Annotated in this window: 15 protein-coding genes; 10 read left to right on the top strand and 5 right to left on the bottom strand. The window is 37.7% G+C overall.

Translation table 11 applies throughout. The annotated features are described in order from the left end of the window. Positions 1-195, bottom strand: a 195-nt coding sequence (locus tag GXK58_RS12695; RefSeq protein ID WP_202171352.1) for a hypothetical protein, incomplete at its 3' end; no start/stop codon positions are given. Between the two features lie 177 nt (positions 196-372). Here GXK58_RS12695 and GXK58_RS12690 point away from each other — a divergent pair. The 4 genes from GXK58_RS12690 (at position 373) to GXK58_RS12675 (ending at position 4,524) form a co-directional block, all read left to right on the top strand. Continuing rightward, entirely contained in the window at positions 373-1,461 is a 1,089-nt protein-coding gene (locus GXK58_RS12690; RefSeq protein WP_160723385.1) for a CotH kinase family protein, read from the top strand. 133 nt (positions 1,462-1,594) lie between these two features. Further along, positions 1,595-2,149, top strand: coding sequence for a hypothetical protein (locus GXK58_RS12685; RefSeq protein ID WP_160723383.1), 555 nt, complete (start codon positions 1,595-1,597; stop codon positions 2,147-2,149). A 58-nt stretch (positions 2,150-2,207) separates the two neighbouring features. After that, positions 2,208-3,680, top strand: a complete 1,473-nt coding sequence (locus tag GXK58_RS12680; protein ID WP_160723381.1) for a hypothetical protein — start codon at positions 2,208-2,210, stop codon at positions 3,678-3,680. Positions 3,681-3,861: 181 nt separating this feature from the next. After that, a complete protein-coding gene (locus tag GXK58_RS12675; RefSeq protein WP_160723738.1) occupies positions 3,862-4,524 on the top strand; it encodes a DUF2642 domain-containing protein in 663 nt (220 codons plus the stop codon). Between the two features lie 357 nt (positions 4,525-4,881). On the opposite strand, the gene GXK58_RS12670 is transcribed toward GXK58_RS12675, so the two are convergent. Together GXK58_RS12670 and GXK58_RS12665 are read right to left on the bottom strand one after the other, a co-directional pair. After that, positions 4,882-5,535 carry a phosphatase PAP2 family protein gene (locus tag GXK58_RS12670; protein WP_160723379.1) on the bottom strand — a complete coding sequence of 218 codons (654 nt, stop codon included), beginning with the start codon at positions 5,533-5,535 and terminating at the stop codon, positions 4,882-4,884. Between the two features lie 519 nt (positions 5,536-6,054). Beyond that, complete coding sequence (locus GXK58_RS12665; protein WP_160723377.1) at positions 6,055-6,603, bottom strand: GNAT family N-acetyltransferase; 549 nt, start codon at positions 6,601-6,603, stop codon at positions 6,055-6,057. Positions 6,604-7,144: 541 nt separating this feature from the next. On the opposite strand from GXK58_RS12665, the gene treP reads away from it, so the two are divergent. The 5 genes from treP (at position 7,145) to GXK58_RS12640 (ending at position 13,153) form a co-directional block, all read left to right on the top strand. Continuing rightward, on the top strand, positions 7,145-8,569 hold the full coding sequence (gene treP / locus GXK58_RS12660; protein WP_160723375.1) for a PTS system trehalose-specific EIIBC component: 1,425 nt from the start codon (positions 7,145-7,147) through the stop codon (positions 8,567-8,569). Between the two features lie 77 nt (positions 8,570-8,646). Further along, positions 8,647-10,317 (top strand): alpha,alpha-phosphotrehalase, encoded by a 1,671-nt coding sequence (treC, locus tag GXK58_RS12655; protein WP_160723373.1) that lies wholly within the window; start codon positions 8,647-8,649, stop codon positions 10,315-10,317. 14 nt (positions 10,318-10,331) lie between these two features. Continuing rightward, entirely contained in the window at positions 10,332-11,039 is a 708-nt protein-coding gene (gene treR / locus GXK58_RS12650; protein ID WP_160723371.1) for a trehalose operon repressor, read from the top strand. A gap of 104 nt (positions 11,040-11,143) precedes the next feature. Continuing rightward, a complete protein-coding gene (locus tag GXK58_RS12645; protein ID WP_160723369.1) occupies positions 11,144-12,412 on the top strand; it encodes an S-adenosylmethionine decarboxylase related protein in 1,269 nt (422 codons plus the stop codon). A gap of 63 nt (positions 12,413-12,475) precedes the next feature. Then, positions 12,476-13,153: an SOS response-associated peptidase gene (locus tag GXK58_RS12640; protein ID WP_160723367.1), complete on the top strand. Its 678-nt coding sequence runs from the start codon at positions 12,476-12,478 to the stop codon at positions 13,151-13,153. 216 nt (positions 13,154-13,369) lie between these two features. Here GXK58_RS12640 and GXK58_RS12635 read toward each other — a convergent pair whose 3' ends face one another. Further along, a complete protein-coding gene (locus GXK58_RS12635; protein WP_160723365.1) occupies positions 13,370-13,807 on the bottom strand; it encodes a GNAT family N-acetyltransferase in 438 nt (145 codons plus the stop codon). A gap of 141 nt (positions 13,808-13,948) precedes the next feature. Here GXK58_RS12635 and yyaC point away from each other — a divergent pair, with 141 nt between their 5' ends. After that, positions 13,949-14,551 carry a spore protease YyaC gene (yyaC, locus tag GXK58_RS12630; RefSeq protein WP_237389652.1) on the top strand — a complete coding sequence of 201 codons (603 nt, stop codon included), beginning with the start codon at positions 13,949-13,951 and terminating at the stop codon, positions 14,549-14,551. A gap of 175 nt (positions 14,552-14,726) precedes the next feature. Here the strand turns inward: yyaC and GXK58_RS12625 are convergent, their stop codons facing one another. Continuing rightward, on the bottom strand, positions 14,727-15,218 hold the full coding sequence (locus GXK58_RS12625) for a hypothetical protein (protein WP_160723363.1): 492 nt from the start codon (positions 15,216-15,218) through the stop codon (positions 14,727-14,729). Positions 15,219-15,451 lie beyond the last annotated feature (233 nt).

The following is a 15,451-nucleotide window of genomic DNA, read 5'->3' as shown; positions in this document are numbered from 1 at the left end:
CTTAGAACCGCCGCTGCCTTTTGATCCCTTAGAACCGCCGCTGCCTTTTGATCCTTTTGATCCTTTGGTACCCTTAGGACCTTTAGGACCTGGTCCTTTTGGTCCTTTCATAAATTCAACTGGGTTATTGATTAAAAATTCTATTACGCCATTCTCCTGGGCTTGAGTAAATAATTCTTCCATTACCAATTTCATGTAAACCATCCACCACTTTCCGATGTATTTATACTCATTGTTAATCTATGGCGGAAAGCTCAAGAGTGTAATAGACAAATGGCTATTTTTTTTAAAAACCTACTACTCTTTGACTGCACCAATGACACTGTAAGAGCATAGTATTCTAAAAAATGTATAGATATAGGGGTTTTTCAATTGCAAAAATATGAAATTATTATCAATCCTAAGATGCTGAACCAGCTCAATAAAGATATTTGGATGGATGAACATGTTCCTGCAGTCTTAAAAATAGGAAACAATCAATATTCTATAGGCTTAGCCTATCGCGGAAACGTCATAAGAAAGAAAAAAAAGAAATCTTATCATATTATTTTTAAAAAACCGTCTTCAGTAAATGGTGCGCATGAAATCCATTTAAATGCTGAATATAATGATGTATCCCTAAGCCGGAATAAACTCTCCCTCGATTTCTTTGATCAAATTGGTGTTATTGCGCCTCATTCCGAACATGTACTCCTCTATATAAATGGTTTTTGTAAAGGAATTTATCTTGAACTTGAATCCTTCGATCAACATCTTTTACAAAAACGGAATTTACCGGATGGTCCAATTATATATGCAACCAACTACTATGCTAACTTCTCCCTCCTATCTCCAAAAAAGAAATTAAAAACGGACCTTTTAGAAGGATACACATTAAAATATGGAGATGAAGATGACCTGCAGCCCTTAGAGGAACTAATTATCATGACGAACACGCTTAAAAATGAGGAATTTGAAGAACAAATTGAAAAGGTCCTTAATGTGGAACAATACTTAACTTGGCTTGCAGGTGTAGTTTGTACACAAAATTTTGATGGGTTTATCCATAATTATGCCCTCTACAAAAATGGAAAAACAAATCGATTTGAAATCACACCATGGGACTACGATGGGACCTGGGGAAGAGACCTGCATGGCAAATTGCTTGAACACGACTTCGTTCCAATTACTGGGTATAACACCCTAACCGGTAGACTGCTTCACTTTCCTAATTATAAAAAGACATATGCCAATATTTTATCATCTATCTTAGATAAGGTTTTTACTGTTGAAACGCAAGCTGGAAACGTGACTGGTCTGCTCGAAGAATTGAAGCCATTTATCCATTTAGACCCTTTTTTAAATAGAACCAGTGATGTGCTTGATGCTGAAAAGGATGTTTTCTTTCAGTTTATTCAAAAGCGGAATCAATACTTAAAAGATAACCTCATAAAACTTCAGGATGACAAAGTATATGGTTAGATATCATATACTTTTTTTTGCCTATTTTTTGTAAAAAGTATGAAAAAGGGCCTCTTTATTAGTACAACATCATCCCAAGATACATATAGATGCAGTGTAAATGTTTATTTAATTAAAGGAGGAAAAAACTTTTATGGATAGAGAACTAATGAACATGCATGTGGGTAAAACAATTAGGGTAGATCGTGGCGGTCCGGAATCAAGAATTGGGAAATTACTCGCAGTATTTGAAGACTACTTTGTCCTCTTAACAGAAAGTGACGGCGTGGTTTATTATAAAACAAACCATGTTAGAAGTATCACAGAAAGTTCCAAAGATGCCATGAAACTAGGATTAAAAATCCCAGAAAAATTAGATTACAAGTCAGCTGAAAACTTTCATAAACTTTTAGAAAGTATCAGATTTCAATGGGTAAAAATTAACCGTGATGGTGGTCCAGAGTCCTTAGAAGGTGTACTTAGTGACTCTAATAAGCACTATGCTTCCCTCATTGTAAAAGATGAAGTGGTCCGTTTTTCCATGAAGCATATTCGAAACATTAGCTATGGCTTAATGGTGGAAAGAACAAAGAAAGATGACGATGATAAATCCAGCAGCAGCTATAGTTCTTATTCAAATTACCATTCAAATAATAACGAGGATTATGATAACGATCAACAAGATGACGATAACGAAGATAACGAGTAACCATTACGTCGCTTCTCCAATCAGAGAAGCGACAATTATCTCTTAAGGAGGATAACACATGGGTTTAGAAAAATTTTCAGCTGCACTAGATTTACTTGTTGGCTTTCATGTAAATCTTTATGTGGGTGAAGAAATTTTTAAAGGCAAACTGATTGGTGTGGAAACAGACCATGTTGTTTTAGAGACAGAAAATAAATACATTTTTTATTATAACATTGATAAGATCCAAGCAATTACGAAGAACACAAAGCAGTTCCAGCCAGAGGGAGCAACAGTTGAATTCCAAAGAACTCAAAGCCTAATGGAACTCTTACACTCCTTCCATTATTCTTGGGTAACGATCTTGAGTATTAATAAGCAACGATTTTACGGTGTACTAAGTGAAATTGATGAGGACTTTGTTACGTTAATTAATGGTGAGGAACGAATTTTAATCAAAGTAACTCATATTTCTAATATCTTAAAAGGTTTTATTAAAGAGAAACCAAAGAAAAAAGAACAACAAAAGTCAGATAGTAAAAACGAGACGAAAAATCAGAACAACGACTCAAAAGACAATGACAAAGATAATGACAGTGACAACGGCAAAGAAAAGAACAAAGATAAAGCCAGTGACAACGACAAAGATAAGAACAAAGATAAGAATATAGCTAAAGAAAATGACAAGGAGAAAAACAAAAATAAAGAGAAGGACAAAGAAAAGGTTAGAGACAAAAATAAAGAGAAAGAAAATGTAAAATGCAAAGATACAGACGATATTCCTTGTCAAGAACCGAAAGAATATACCGCAGAGACCTATACTGGTGAAAAGACGATTAAATTCCAATCAAACTGCGATACGTGTGATAAGGAACAAGACCTTGGAATCATCGAAGTCTCAGAGAAAAGTACTCCAATGATATGGTCCCAGCCAATCAAAGTTGAATCAAGTAAACAAGAAAGTAAGGAAGTAGACTTATCTAAGGATAAGAAGTTGAAAAATGAAACAGAATCCCCGCAAATGACGAAAAAAGAGATCAAACAAACAATTAATGAAATGGATCATAAGAAAATGGAAGAGTCTGAATCCCCGCAAATGTCTAAAAAAGAGACGAAAAGAACCGTAAATGAAACGAGTCAGAAAGAGAAGAAAAGTGAAGAAAGTAAAACAAATGAAGTAAAATCCAATAAAGAAAGTAAAACGAATGAAGTTAAGTCCAATAAAGAAAGTAAATCAAGCAAAGAAAGTAAGACCAATAAAGATACTAAGCAAACAACTACAAATCCTACTTCTAAAAAAGAAAAGAAACAGGAAAAACCTCAAGAAAATACCACCACATCAAATATAGTCCTTACAAAAGCCACAGTAACTAAAAATAAGGAAACAGCCACCAATGAGAAATTTGATAATGATACCCAAAAGGTGTGGAAGCAAAAAGATAAGGAAACAAGAACCGCTCGATTTACCGGTGAACCAGTACCCCGTAATCAAGAAAGAAACTTTCCATTTGCAGGGTGGCCTAGAAGTAATAAACGAACATTTAGATTCTAATCTATATTAGAAACGAATGATGAAGATGAATTATCCTAATAGACAAGCTTTTGGGCGGCAGCACATACCCCATTAAATATGAGCTGGGCGGATCGAATTGGTTTCATCATGAATGAACACAATCAGCCCTCTCATTTGGGATATGAAAAACCTGGGAAAGGATGTGAGTAAGTCCTTGAAAATGAAAGAAAATATCGGAAAGTATATTAAACTCGAAATTTCAGGAAAGAAATTTATATTTGGTCTTTTAGTGGATGTCGGAAGTGACTTATGGGTAATTTTTAACGGAACCGACTACCTTTATATCCCTACTATTCATATTCAGAACTGGCAGTTTTTGAAACAATACGAAATTGATGAAATCACTTTTAATGATGAACCAACCCCTATCTATAATCATAATGAAGAGATTTCCTTGCGAAAAACTCTAACAGCAGCCAAAGGGATTTTTACAGAAATATATGTAACAAGTAATCAAGCTTTACATGGCTATATTATAAGCATTATGAATAATTACTTTGTCTTTTATTCCCCCATTTATAAAACCATGTTTATCTCTTTAAACCATCTAAAATGGTTAATCCCATATACCAACAATCAACGGCCTTACGGATTAAGTAATGCAAGTCTGCCTGTAAGTCCCAGCAATCTCACGTTTGCTCGGTCCTTTGAGGTTCAAATTGAAAAATTAGTCGGTGAATTGATTGTGTTTAATATCGCTGAAAACGAAAATGTGATCGGCAAGATCCAATCGATTAAAAATAATTTTGTTGAATTGATTAGTGCCAAAGAAGACCCTATTTATATCAATTTCCAGCATATTAAAACGATGCATTTGACATAAAAAAGTTTTTTTGAGCAATTTTTAAACAAGCTTTTACTTCGAAGTAAAAAGATGAAAGCATTAAAAAGAGGGTGTCCCAAAAGTATATCTTTTAGGGCACTTCCTTTTTTTTGCTCTGAACCTTGTCTGTTGATTTCCGTTCCAGGCGCGAGCGGTTCGCGGGCGTGCCGCGGAGCCTCCTCGTCGCATACGCTCCTGCGGGGTCTCCCCTGCCCCGTACTCCCGCAGGAGTCTGCGCGCCTTCCACTCCAATCAACAGAGCGGAAATATTAATGTAGCACTTTGTACAATAAAGGATGACTCAAAAAAGTCGTGATTCAACGACCTTTTGAGTCATCCTCTTTTGTTCTGAGAGAGTTATGGATGATTGGATTTTTGATAAAGGTTTTCAGACCTTTCATTTAATCGGAATGAAAGAAGTTCGAAGGTAAATCCGTAAAGAAATGTTACAAGGAACATGGAACCAATCATATCAAAAATGACATGCTGTTTGACAAACAAAGTTGAGATAATTATTAAAGTCCCAGAGATATGAATGCACACAGTGTTTATCAGATGTTTCTTTTGGATGTGTAATGATGCCAGCATGACCGTAAATGTTGTTAGGACATGTATACTCGGGAAGCAATTATAAGGCCTGTCCTTTGTGTAGATCCATTTAACAAGATCGATTAAAAGACTGTCACCTGTAAGTGCAGGCCTTGGGACAGTGGTTTGAAAGTAAAAGTAAATCACAAAACAAATGATCTCAGCCACCACAATTAACATCAGCGTTTTAAGATAAACAACCGTGTCTTTAAAACAAAAGTAAATTAAATAACAAAAAATATAACCATACCAAAGGATATAAGGAATGATAAAAACGGGTAAAAACGGTATGGACTGATCAAACCCGGTGGAAATATCCATTGCTTTAGTGGGATGGTTATTTAATAAATGATAAATAACCGCCAAAAAGGGAATCACCAATAAAAATAATAAATATGGAGCTTTCTTTAAATAATTATTCACCTGCTCCCCTCCCATCTACAAGAATCCTAACCTGGCTTACATATCCTCAATTAACACCATTTTCATAATCAAAATATATAAATTGGTGACAGGCACCATTCGTGGACAATGTACTTATGGAGTGTACCCTTGAGATTAAAGATTGAAACCAACCGACTTGGATCGGTTGGTTTGGTTGATTTATGCATCTTCTCTAAATGTATGACTTTTGTTAAAGATCAATTTCCACTATAATCCATAGGTTTTTGTCCCTCAAAACCTCGATGAAGGACCATTTTCTAATATGTTCATTCATGCGTGTCTTTCATAGTCGTTATGAAGGATGTTTTCCCTCAAAATTCATAGGTACTTGTACTTCATAGCTGGGATGAAGGACAAATTCCCCATTAGATTAATGGGATTCTGTCCCTGATAACCTGATGAAGCTATTTTTTTCATTGCTCCATTAGAATCGTCCCTCTTCTCCTGATAAAGGTCGTTTCCCAGCCAAACTCAACAACTCATCACCTTACTAACCATTCATCGTTGAAATGATTGCTTATGAAAATGTCCGATATAGTGAAAAAGAACCCTTCCGTCCGTTGTACATTCAGTTTCCGACTGCAGTTTTTTATGCATAGCCCGATAAGGTTCCGGTACCCATATATATTGATGAATATAATCAGTTAGGGTAAATCCGCATCTTTCCCAAAAAGAAATCCGGGTCCGATTTTCAGCAGTTTCATCTGCTTCCACCTCAATAATCAACTGCTTATAGATTTCAGAGGCCATAGCCCACTCTTCTATCCACTTAAGCATTTTATTTCCCAAGCCTCGTCCCCTCATGCTCTGCTCCACTGCTAAATAATCAATCAGCAGAGAACGTGCTTCATCCAACTTGCCAGTAATCGCCATGGCAGCCACTTGCCCATTAATAAGACAGACGTGTAAAAAGCAAAGCTGTTTTCGAAACATATTTCGGATGATTTTATCAGGTTTTGCACCTTTGTCAGCAAACGCCTGTTTATATATTGGACTCACTTTATTCCATAACTGCTCATCCCACTGATGTGAAATTATAAATTCCAATGGAACCTCCCTCACTAACTCCGTTTTTAATCTATATTATCAAATGAACATGAAATGAAGCCAGGAAGGACAAAAAAAGGACCTTTGAAATAAATTCAAAGGCCAAACACGAGAACTTAGTGGTCTAGGCTAAGCTCTCACAATTAGGAGGTCTAAACTCAGAAGAATTTAAACAAGTTCATTCTACCATTTTCCGAATCTTCAATCAACAATTTATTACTGTAAAGTAGGAAAGAATCCCAAATCATTATATTAAAATATTTGAATATACTTACCTTGAATGAATTATTTTTATCCAAATGTATGTTTAAAAAGAAAATCCCTTAAAATAATAGCGACTTGTAACTCTTTAAAATTATATAAAAAAACTTAAAAATTATTTGTTGACATACTTGTATATACAAGCTACAATGAAACCGTAAACAAAACTTGTATATACAAGTAACAAGGGGAATTGAAACCGGACACAATGCTTGTATATCGAGTTACTACTTATAGAAAGATAAATGGTCTTATACCATTTATTAGGGGGAAAAGAGAAATGACGAAGTATAGAGATCCTTCAAAAGAACTGCTCAAACACATTGGCGGTAAAGAAAATATTGCAGCTGTAACCCACTGTGTAACGAGAATGCGTTTTGTTTTAAATGATCCAAGTAAAGCAGACGTAAAAGAAATTGAATCCATTAAACTTGTAAAAGGTACATTTACCCAAGCCGGTCAATTTCAAGTAATCATCGGTAACGAAGTACCTAGCTTCTATAACGAATTCGTAAAAATTGCAGGCGTAGATGGAACGTCTAAAGAAGAAGCAAAAATAGCAGCAAAGCAAAATCAAAACTGGCTGCAGCGCATGATGGGCCATTTAGCTGAAATCTTCACACCATTAATCCCTGCCCTTGTAGTTGGTGGTTTAATCCTTGGTTTCCGAAATGTAATCGGCGACATTAAATTGCTGGAAGATGGAACAAAAACCATTGTTGAAACTTCTCAATTCTGGGCTGGTGTTCACTCCTTCTTATGGCTGATTGGTGAAGCGATCTTCCACTTCCTTCCTGTCGGTATCACATGGTCAGTGGCAAAGAAAATGGGTGCTTCCCAAATTCTTGGTATCGTTCTTGGTATTACCTTAGTATCACCTCAATTATTAAATGCTTATGCTGTTGCTGGTGCAAAAGAAATTCCAACCTGGGATTTCGGATTTGCGAAGATTGAAATGATCGGTTATCAAGCACAAGTCATCCCTGCTATCTTAGCTGGATTAGTGTTAGGTTTCTTGGAAACTAGATTACGTAAAGTGATTCCAAATTCAATCTCAATGATCGTTGTACCATTCTTAGCTTTAGTTCCAACTGTATTAATTGCACACACTGTATTAGGTCCTATTGGCTGGTCAATCGGTTCAGGTATCTCTCATGTTGTATACTCTAGCTTAACATCTGCTTTTGGCTGGTTATTTGCGGCTATCTTTGGTTTTGCTTATGCTCCACTTGTTATTACTGGTTTACACCATATGACTAACGCAATTGACCTTCAATTGATGAGTGAGCTTGGTGGTACTAACCTTTGGCCAATGATTGCTCTTTCAAATATTGCTCAAGGTTCAGCCGTTCTTGCAATGATCTTTATCAATCGTAAAAACGAAGAAGAAAAACAAGTATCGATTCCAGCAGCTATTTCTTGTTACTTAGGTGTAACAGAACCAGCAATGTTCGGTATTAACTTAAAATACGGTTTCCCATTCTTAGCTGCAATGATCGGTTCTATGATTGCAGGCGTTGTATCCGTTGCCAGCGGCGTAATGGCTAACTCAATTGGTGTCGGCGGTCTTCCTGGTATTCTTTCCATTCAGCCAAAATACATGGCAATTTTTGCAGTCTGCATGTTGATTGCGATTGTGGTTCCATTTGTATTAACTAACATCTTTGCAAAAACAGGTATTAAAAAGTTTAACCTTAAAAAATAATTTGCACTCCATCTAGGAGGGAGACCATCTCCCTCCTTTTCCACATTAGAATAAAAAATTTAGGTAGGTGTTTTTTCATGACAACAGAATGGTGGAAAAAAGCGGTTGTTTATCAAATTTATCCAAAGAGTTTTAATGACACGACTGGAAATGGTACCGGAGATATCCGAGGAATTATTGAAAAACTAGACTATTTAAAAGAACTTGGTGTAGACGTCCTTTGGTTAACACCCATTTATAAATCTCCACAACGTGATAATGGATATGATATCAGCGATTATTACTCTATCCAAGAAGATTACGGCACGATGGAAGATTTTGATTTGCTGCTTGAAGAGGCGCATAAACGTGGGATCAAGATTATTATGGATATCGTGATTAACCATACATCGACAGAACACGAATGGTTTAAGCAGGCAAAGTCTTCTAAAGATAATCCATACAGAGACTTCTATATTTGGAAAGACGGCAAAAACGGCGAACCCCCTACCAACTGGGAATCAAAATTCGGCGGTTCGGCATGGCAGTATGATGAAACAACTGACCAGTACTACCTTCATCTGTTCGATGTCACTCAAGCGGACTTAAATTGGGAAAATGAAAAATTACGTTCTGCCCTATACGAAATGATGCACTTCTGGCTAAAGAAAGGTGTCGACGGATTCCGTCTGGATGTCATCAATTTAATTTCCAAAGATCAGCACTTCCCTCAGGATGGAAGCGACGGCCGTAAATTTTATACCGACGGTCCACGAATCCATGAGTTTTTACATGAAATGAACCAGGAAGTGTTTTCCAAGTACGATATCCTGACGGTTGGAGAAATGTCCTCTACTTCAATTGACAATTGTATTCGCTATACAAATCCTGATCAAGAAGAATTAAATATGACCTTTAGCTTCCATCACCTGAAAGTAGATTATCCAAATGGTGACAAATGGACGAAAGCGGATTTTGATTTTCAAGCTTTGAAAGATATTCTGTCCAAATGGCAAATCGAAATGAATGAAGGCGGCGGCTGGAATGCCCTCTTCTGGTGTAACCATGACCAGCCAAGAGCAGTCTCCCGCTTCGGCGATGACATCCATTATCATAAGGAATCCGCTAAAATGCTTGCTAACACGCTTCATTTAATGCAGGGAACACCTTATATTTATCAAGGCGAAGAATTTGGCATGACCAATCCAAATTTCAACACAATAGACGAGTATCGTGATGTCGAGTCATTGAATATGTTTCAAATTTTGAAAAATCGAGGCATGGGGGAGCAAGAAATCATTGGAATTCTAAAGCAAAAATCACGAGACAATTCCAGAACTCCGGTTCAATGGAATGATAGTGAGAATGCTGGATTTACCACTGGTACTCCATGGATTAATACAGCTGCGAATTATAAAGAAATCAATGCTGAGAAAGCAGTCCAGGAGTCCGATTCTGTCTTTTATCACTATCAAAAATTGATTCAATTACGCAAAGAATATGATGTCCTAACTGACGGTGATTTCGAACGAATCTTGGATCAAGACCCTGAAGTGTTTGCTTTTGTTCGAAATAGCGATTCTGAAAAATTACTAGTCATCAACAATTTTTACGGCAGAGAAAAGAGACTATCCCTCCCTTCTCACTTACATCTTGATGACAATCATAGTGAGATGTTAATCTCTAACTATGGGGACTCTCCTGCCCAACCGGCAAGGGAAATGGTTTTACGGCCATATGAGTCCATTGCGTACCACTTGAAAAACTGATCGGAGATGTCGTTATGACAAACAAGTACCTAACCATTTACAACTGTATAGTCGAGCAAATCAAAAATGGCGAATTGCCGCCGCAAACCCTTCTTCCCTCGGAAAACGAGTTAAAAGACCAATATGATACGTCGAGGGAGACAATTAGAAAAGCCTTAAATTTGCTGTCACAAAACGGCTATATTCAAAAAGTTAGAGGAAAAGGTTCGATTGTCATCGACATCAGTAAGTTTGACTTTCCTGTCAGCGGCTTAGTAAGTTTTAAAGAACTTGCCGGTAAAATGGGCAGTAAACCAAAGACGATTGTCAATGAACTGTCTTTAATCAAGCCAGATGCTTATATCCGTCAGCAGTTGCAGCTTGGAAGTAAAGACATAGTATGGAAGGTCGTACGGACGAGGGAAATGGGCGGAGAAAAAATTATCTTAGATAAAGATTATTTAAGTTCCGCCTTTGTCCCAAACTTAACGGAAGAAATTTGTGCGGATTCGATTTATGAGTATATTGAAAACAAATTAAATCTCAACATCAGCTTTGCCAAAAAAGAAATCGTGGTTGTTGAACCAACTTCGGAAGATCGTTCTTTGCTCGATCTCGAAGGGTTTCATAATGTGGTTGTCATCAAGAACTATGTTTATTTAGATGATGCGACGTTGTTCCAGTACACTGAATCAAGGCACCGGCCTGATAAGTTTCGCTTTGTCGATTTTGCAAGAAGATAAAAATGGTTAGAGACCTTTCGGGGTCTCTTTTTTAGTCCGGTTGTCCAAGCCTTTCCTCTCTCCTCTTCATAAACTATTATGATTTTAAAAATGGAGGTGATGAAATGAACGACGGGAATGTAATTACCATCTTGGGAAGTGGCGGCGGAGCAGCTAAATCCTTTCTCTCCCTCTTAAATAAAGCGATAACGGATCAACATGATCCCATTTTTCAAAAAATCTCTAACAGTACCTTCCACTTAATTGACTATAAGCAAAAACCAATTACCTATTACCAAAACATATGCCCCCATCTATTCAACCAATTAACATTCCATCAGTTTGATTTAAAAGACACGATTAGATTCAAAAACCATCTTATAAAGTCTAAGACTTCGATTGTAATCGATGTATCGAGGTCAGATACTGTCGAAATGCTGGATTGCTGTAATCTGCTGGGCGTTCATTATGTCAATACGGCTATGGAAAACCACTATATTGATGACCATAGAGACGCTTTTAAAGGATTCCCACTGATTGAACGGTTTCGTTATTTTGAAAAGTATAAAGAAGATTATACCAACTTAAAAGCGATTATCTGTTCCGGAATGAACCCAGGTGTGGTCCAATGGATGGCCATCGAATTGATGAAAACAAATCCGGATGAATTGCCCTTGGCCTGCTTTATTGTTGAGGAAGATACTTCCTTTTACAAAGATCCAAAAAAAGCGAAAGAAAAGGTCGTTTACACCACTTGGTCACCTGAAGGCTTTCTGGATGAAGCCATTCATAGTTATCCAATGTTTATGAAAAATAAAACCCCCCTCTCTCTTTATGAACAGGTTTATGCCCTGGATTTCAGAGTAACTCTTGGGGACAAGCAGTTTAATGGCTGTTTGATGCCGCAAGAAGAAGTTTACACACTTGGCAAGCTGTTCGATATGGAAGGAGGATTTATCTATAAAGTAAATGACCACAGCACCGATTTGATCCGAAATAATTTAGATCATTTGGATAAGATATGGGGCTTTGAGAGAAAAGTACTGGATCCCCAGGAATCCCCCTTAGACGGGGAGGATCTAGTTGGTGTTCTTCTTGTGTATTCAGATAAAGAAAGATTTATGTATAACGTGGTTTCAAATGATTTCAGTTTTTCCAGATATAAAACAATTGCCACTTACTTTCAGGTTGCTTGCGGCCTATATGCCGCCTTGGCCGTTCTAATCAATGACACTATTCCGAATGGGGTATTCTTCGTGGACGAGCTCCTATTAAAAACGAATAATCATTACGGGAAATATCTAACTTACTATATGACTAACTTTGTAACTGGGGAAAATAAACAAACGGATGGACTATTATTGGAACGAATGAAAAATTTACGTTCAAATTAAGCTTTGAATTTGGTACAAGCATTTTGCTACAATCATAGTAACTTAAACATTGAGGTGAATAGAATGTGCGGCCGATTCACATTAACAGCGACAGTCGAAGAAATCATGAGTCGTTTCGATATTGAATCCTTCCTGGACGAAGAATTATATGCTCCAAGCTTTAATATTGCCCCTTCACAGTCCGTGTTAGCTGTGATTAATGATGGAAGCTCTAATCGAATGGGCTTTTTAAAATGGGGCCTTGTGCCTCCGTGGGCTAGTGACCTATCGATTGGCAATAAAATGATTAATGCCCGTGCCGAAACGATTACCGAAAAACCGAGTTTCCGCAATGCTTTTAAGAAAAAACGCTGTTTAGTGATCGCCGACAGTTTTTATGAATGGAAAAAGCATAGTGATCAATCAAAAACTCCGATGCGCATTCACCTAAAGTCCAATGACTTATTTGCCATGGCCGGGCTCTGGGAAGCCCATCGCGACAAGGATGGGAAGATGCTTTATTCTTGTTCAGTCATTACCACAGAACCAAATGAATTAATGAAAGATATTCATGACCGGATGCCTGTGATTCTAAAACGAGAAGATGAGCCAGCCTGGCTAAAACCGAACATGGCAGATACGGTTAAATTAAAATCACTGCTGGTTCCCTTTGATGAAAATTTAATGGAATCGTACGAGGTTTCATCTTTGGTCAATTCGCCTAAGAATAACTCGATTGAGCTTATACAAACAATTTGTTAAAGCCCATTTTTGAAAATAACTTTTTAAATATGGACATGTTCACTACATGCACGTACAAGCACCAACATATGCTGTATTAACCCATGAAAGTTTTCCTTCTTTTTGAAAGTGGCAGACCCACTTTCTTTTTTTTGTTCATTCGTTTTTTTAAAATTACAGGAAAAACAGAAAAAAGATCAACTCCTCGAGGGATTGATCTTTGGATAATTATGTTATTTATATGGAGTAATAATAGAAATAATTTGTTTCTTTTTTGAAGCCTATTTTTTCATAGAGCCGTTGTGCATTGTAGTTATCATTTGCTGTTTCTAAAAATAGCCCCTTTGCTTCTGTTTGTTTTGCGAATTGAATGGCTGTTGTTAGCAAATTTTCTCCAACACCGCTTCCTCTTGCTTCTTCTTTCACATACAGGTCATTTAAAATCCATGAACGTTTCATGCTGACACTTGAAAATGCAGGATAAAGATGAACAAACCCTAATGGTTTATTGTCATCTAAAGCAATAAAGGCAACGGATTCCTTATTGCTGATTCTCTCTTTTAAAAATTGTCTAGCCCCCTCCAAATCGGATTCCTGCTTGTAGAACAACCGGTATAAATCAAACAACTCTGTTAAGGGTTCAAGTTCGTTTAAGGAAGCTTTTTGGATGATCATTGGTTTTCCCCCTTGTTTGCATTCTAATATATGATTATAGCATTATTTTCCTATAGATAGTTTTTAATGTTCCAGGCAGGATTCTATTGGATTGATGAAGAATATTGTAAAGTAAAGACAGCCTGGTGAGGTGTGACAGTGGTGAAAGTCAAGCAAAATAGTAAAGGCGAAATTAAGTATTTAGAAAAAGTAATCTCATATAATGATCGGTTAGCCCCTCTAATTATTCGTAACACCTTATTTTCACTAATCCCTGAAGGTACAAAGCACATTTATGTAGTCGGGATTGGTTCTAATTTGATAAGTGGTGACAGCCTGGGACCGTTTGTTGGAACTTTACTCCATAACACCTTTCCCAATCATCTTACTGTAATGGGAAACCTAGAGTTCCCAATGGATGCAACTACCATCATACCGGAAATGTCAAGATTGACTTTACCTGATCATAGTTTTGTCATATCGATTGACAGTGTATTGGGCTCGGTAGATTTTGTGAATTCTATCGTTTTGCGGCGTGGGCCGCTTCAGCCCGGTTTAGGTCTCGGTCAAAATCTTCCTCCAATTGGCGATTGCAGTGTTATGGGAGTGGTACACACTAATGATGCTGTTTTAGGAAGCTCCTTATTATATACGAATCTGCATCTCATTTATACCATGGCTACAAATATTGCAAAAGGGATTTCGCTTGCCGTGAGGCAATTCTTTCATTACCCCTCCGACTACCCTATTTTGCGTGTGATCTAAAGTGAGTTTTAGAAATTAATTTGTTCTGGTATCCCATACATATTTTATTTAGTAATTAAAAGGATCACAAGAGTTCCTTAGTTTTCCATAGTTATAGAAAAAACCCTTGGTTCATGCGCCAAGGGTTTCATGTATTTTAGTTTTAATAGATCCATTTCATTGTTTGGCTGAGAATTTACAAGCCACCGGTGCCGCTCATACCGCCCTGACCTGGGAATCCTCCCATTCCGCTCATACCGCCTTGGCCCGGGAATCCTCCCATTCCGCTCATGCCACCTTGGCCTGGGAATCCTCCCATTCCGCTCATGCCGCCTTGGCCCGGGAATCCTCCCATTCCGCTCATACCGCCTTGACCCGGGAATCCTCCCATTCCGCTCATGCCGCCTTGACCTGGGAATCCTCCCATTCCGCTCATGCCGCCTTGACCTGAGAATCCTCCACCCCAGCCATGATGCCAGCCGTGACCTGGAAATCCACCGCCCCAGCCATGATGCCAGCCGTGGCCAGGAAATCCACCGCCCCAGCCGTGGTGCCAGCCGTGGCCAGGAAACCCACCGCCCCAGCCGTGACCTGGGAATCCTCCAAAACTACCCATTCCACCCATGCCTGGGAATCCACCCATACTCATACTTCCACCCGTACCTGGAAATCCACCTGTTCCCATCATTTAGAGCATCTCTCCTTTATTTAGGTTTCAGTCTAGAATATGTTTCAACAACAAATTGGCATAGGCAGCTGTCTTATTTTTTCAAAACTCTAGCAAATAGTTATCATTGGACATTTTAATTAAATCGCTCTGTAACTTATTCAGTTGATTTCCATTGAAAGGAGTATAAAAAATCTTTGAGTAGAGTAAGAAACTGATTTCGAAGGGATAGCTTACGCTATCTCTTTTACTTT

The sequence above is a fragment of the Bacillus sp. USDA818B3_A genome (genome assembly GCF_009928415.1).
Classification (GTDB): Bacteria; Bacillota; Bacilli; order Bacillales; family Cytobacillaceae; genus Neobacillus.
The sequence above is the reverse complement of the archived record's forward strand: the minus strand, read 5'-3'. Positions and strand labels throughout refer to the sequence as shown.

Excerpts from the sequence above, each read along its gene's own strand:
- GXK58_RS12685 (WP_160723383.1), top strand. The coding sequence starts at position 1,595 with ATGGATAGAGAACTAATGAACATGCATGTGGGTAAAACAATTAGGGTA.
- GXK58_RS12680 (WP_160723381.1), top strand. The coding sequence starts at position 2,208 with ATGGGTTTAGAAAAATTTTCAGCTGCACTAGATTTACTTGTTGGCTTT.
- GXK58_RS12675 (WP_160723738.1), top strand. The coding sequence starts at position 3,862 with ATGAAAGAAAATATCGGAAAGTATATTAAACTCGAAATTTCAGGAAAG.
- treP (WP_160723375.1), top strand. The coding sequence starts at position 7,145 with ATGACGAAGTATAGAGATCCTTCAAAAGAACTGCTCAAACACATTGGC.
- treC (WP_160723373.1), top strand. The coding sequence starts at position 8,647 with ATGACAACAGAATGGTGGAAAAAAGCGGTTGTTTATCAAATTTATCCA.
- treR (WP_160723371.1), top strand. The coding sequence starts at position 10,332 with ATGACAAACAAGTACCTAACCATTTACAACTGTATAGTCGAGCAAATC.
- GXK58_RS12645 (WP_160723369.1), top strand. The coding sequence starts at position 11,144 with ATGAACGACGGGAATGTAATTACCATCTTGGGAAGTGGCGGCGGAGCA.
- GXK58_RS12640 (WP_160723367.1), top strand. The coding sequence starts at position 12,476 with ATGTGCGGCCGATTCACATTAACAGCGACAGTCGAAGAAATCATGAGT.
- GXK58_RS12635 (WP_160723365.1), bottom strand. The coding sequence starts at position 13,807 with ATGATCATCCAAAAAGCTTCCTTAAACGAACTTGAACCCTTAACAGAG.
- GXK58_RS12625 (WP_160723363.1), bottom strand. The coding sequence starts at position 15,218 with ATGATGGGAACAGGTGGATTTCCAGGTACGGGTGGAAGTATGAGTATG.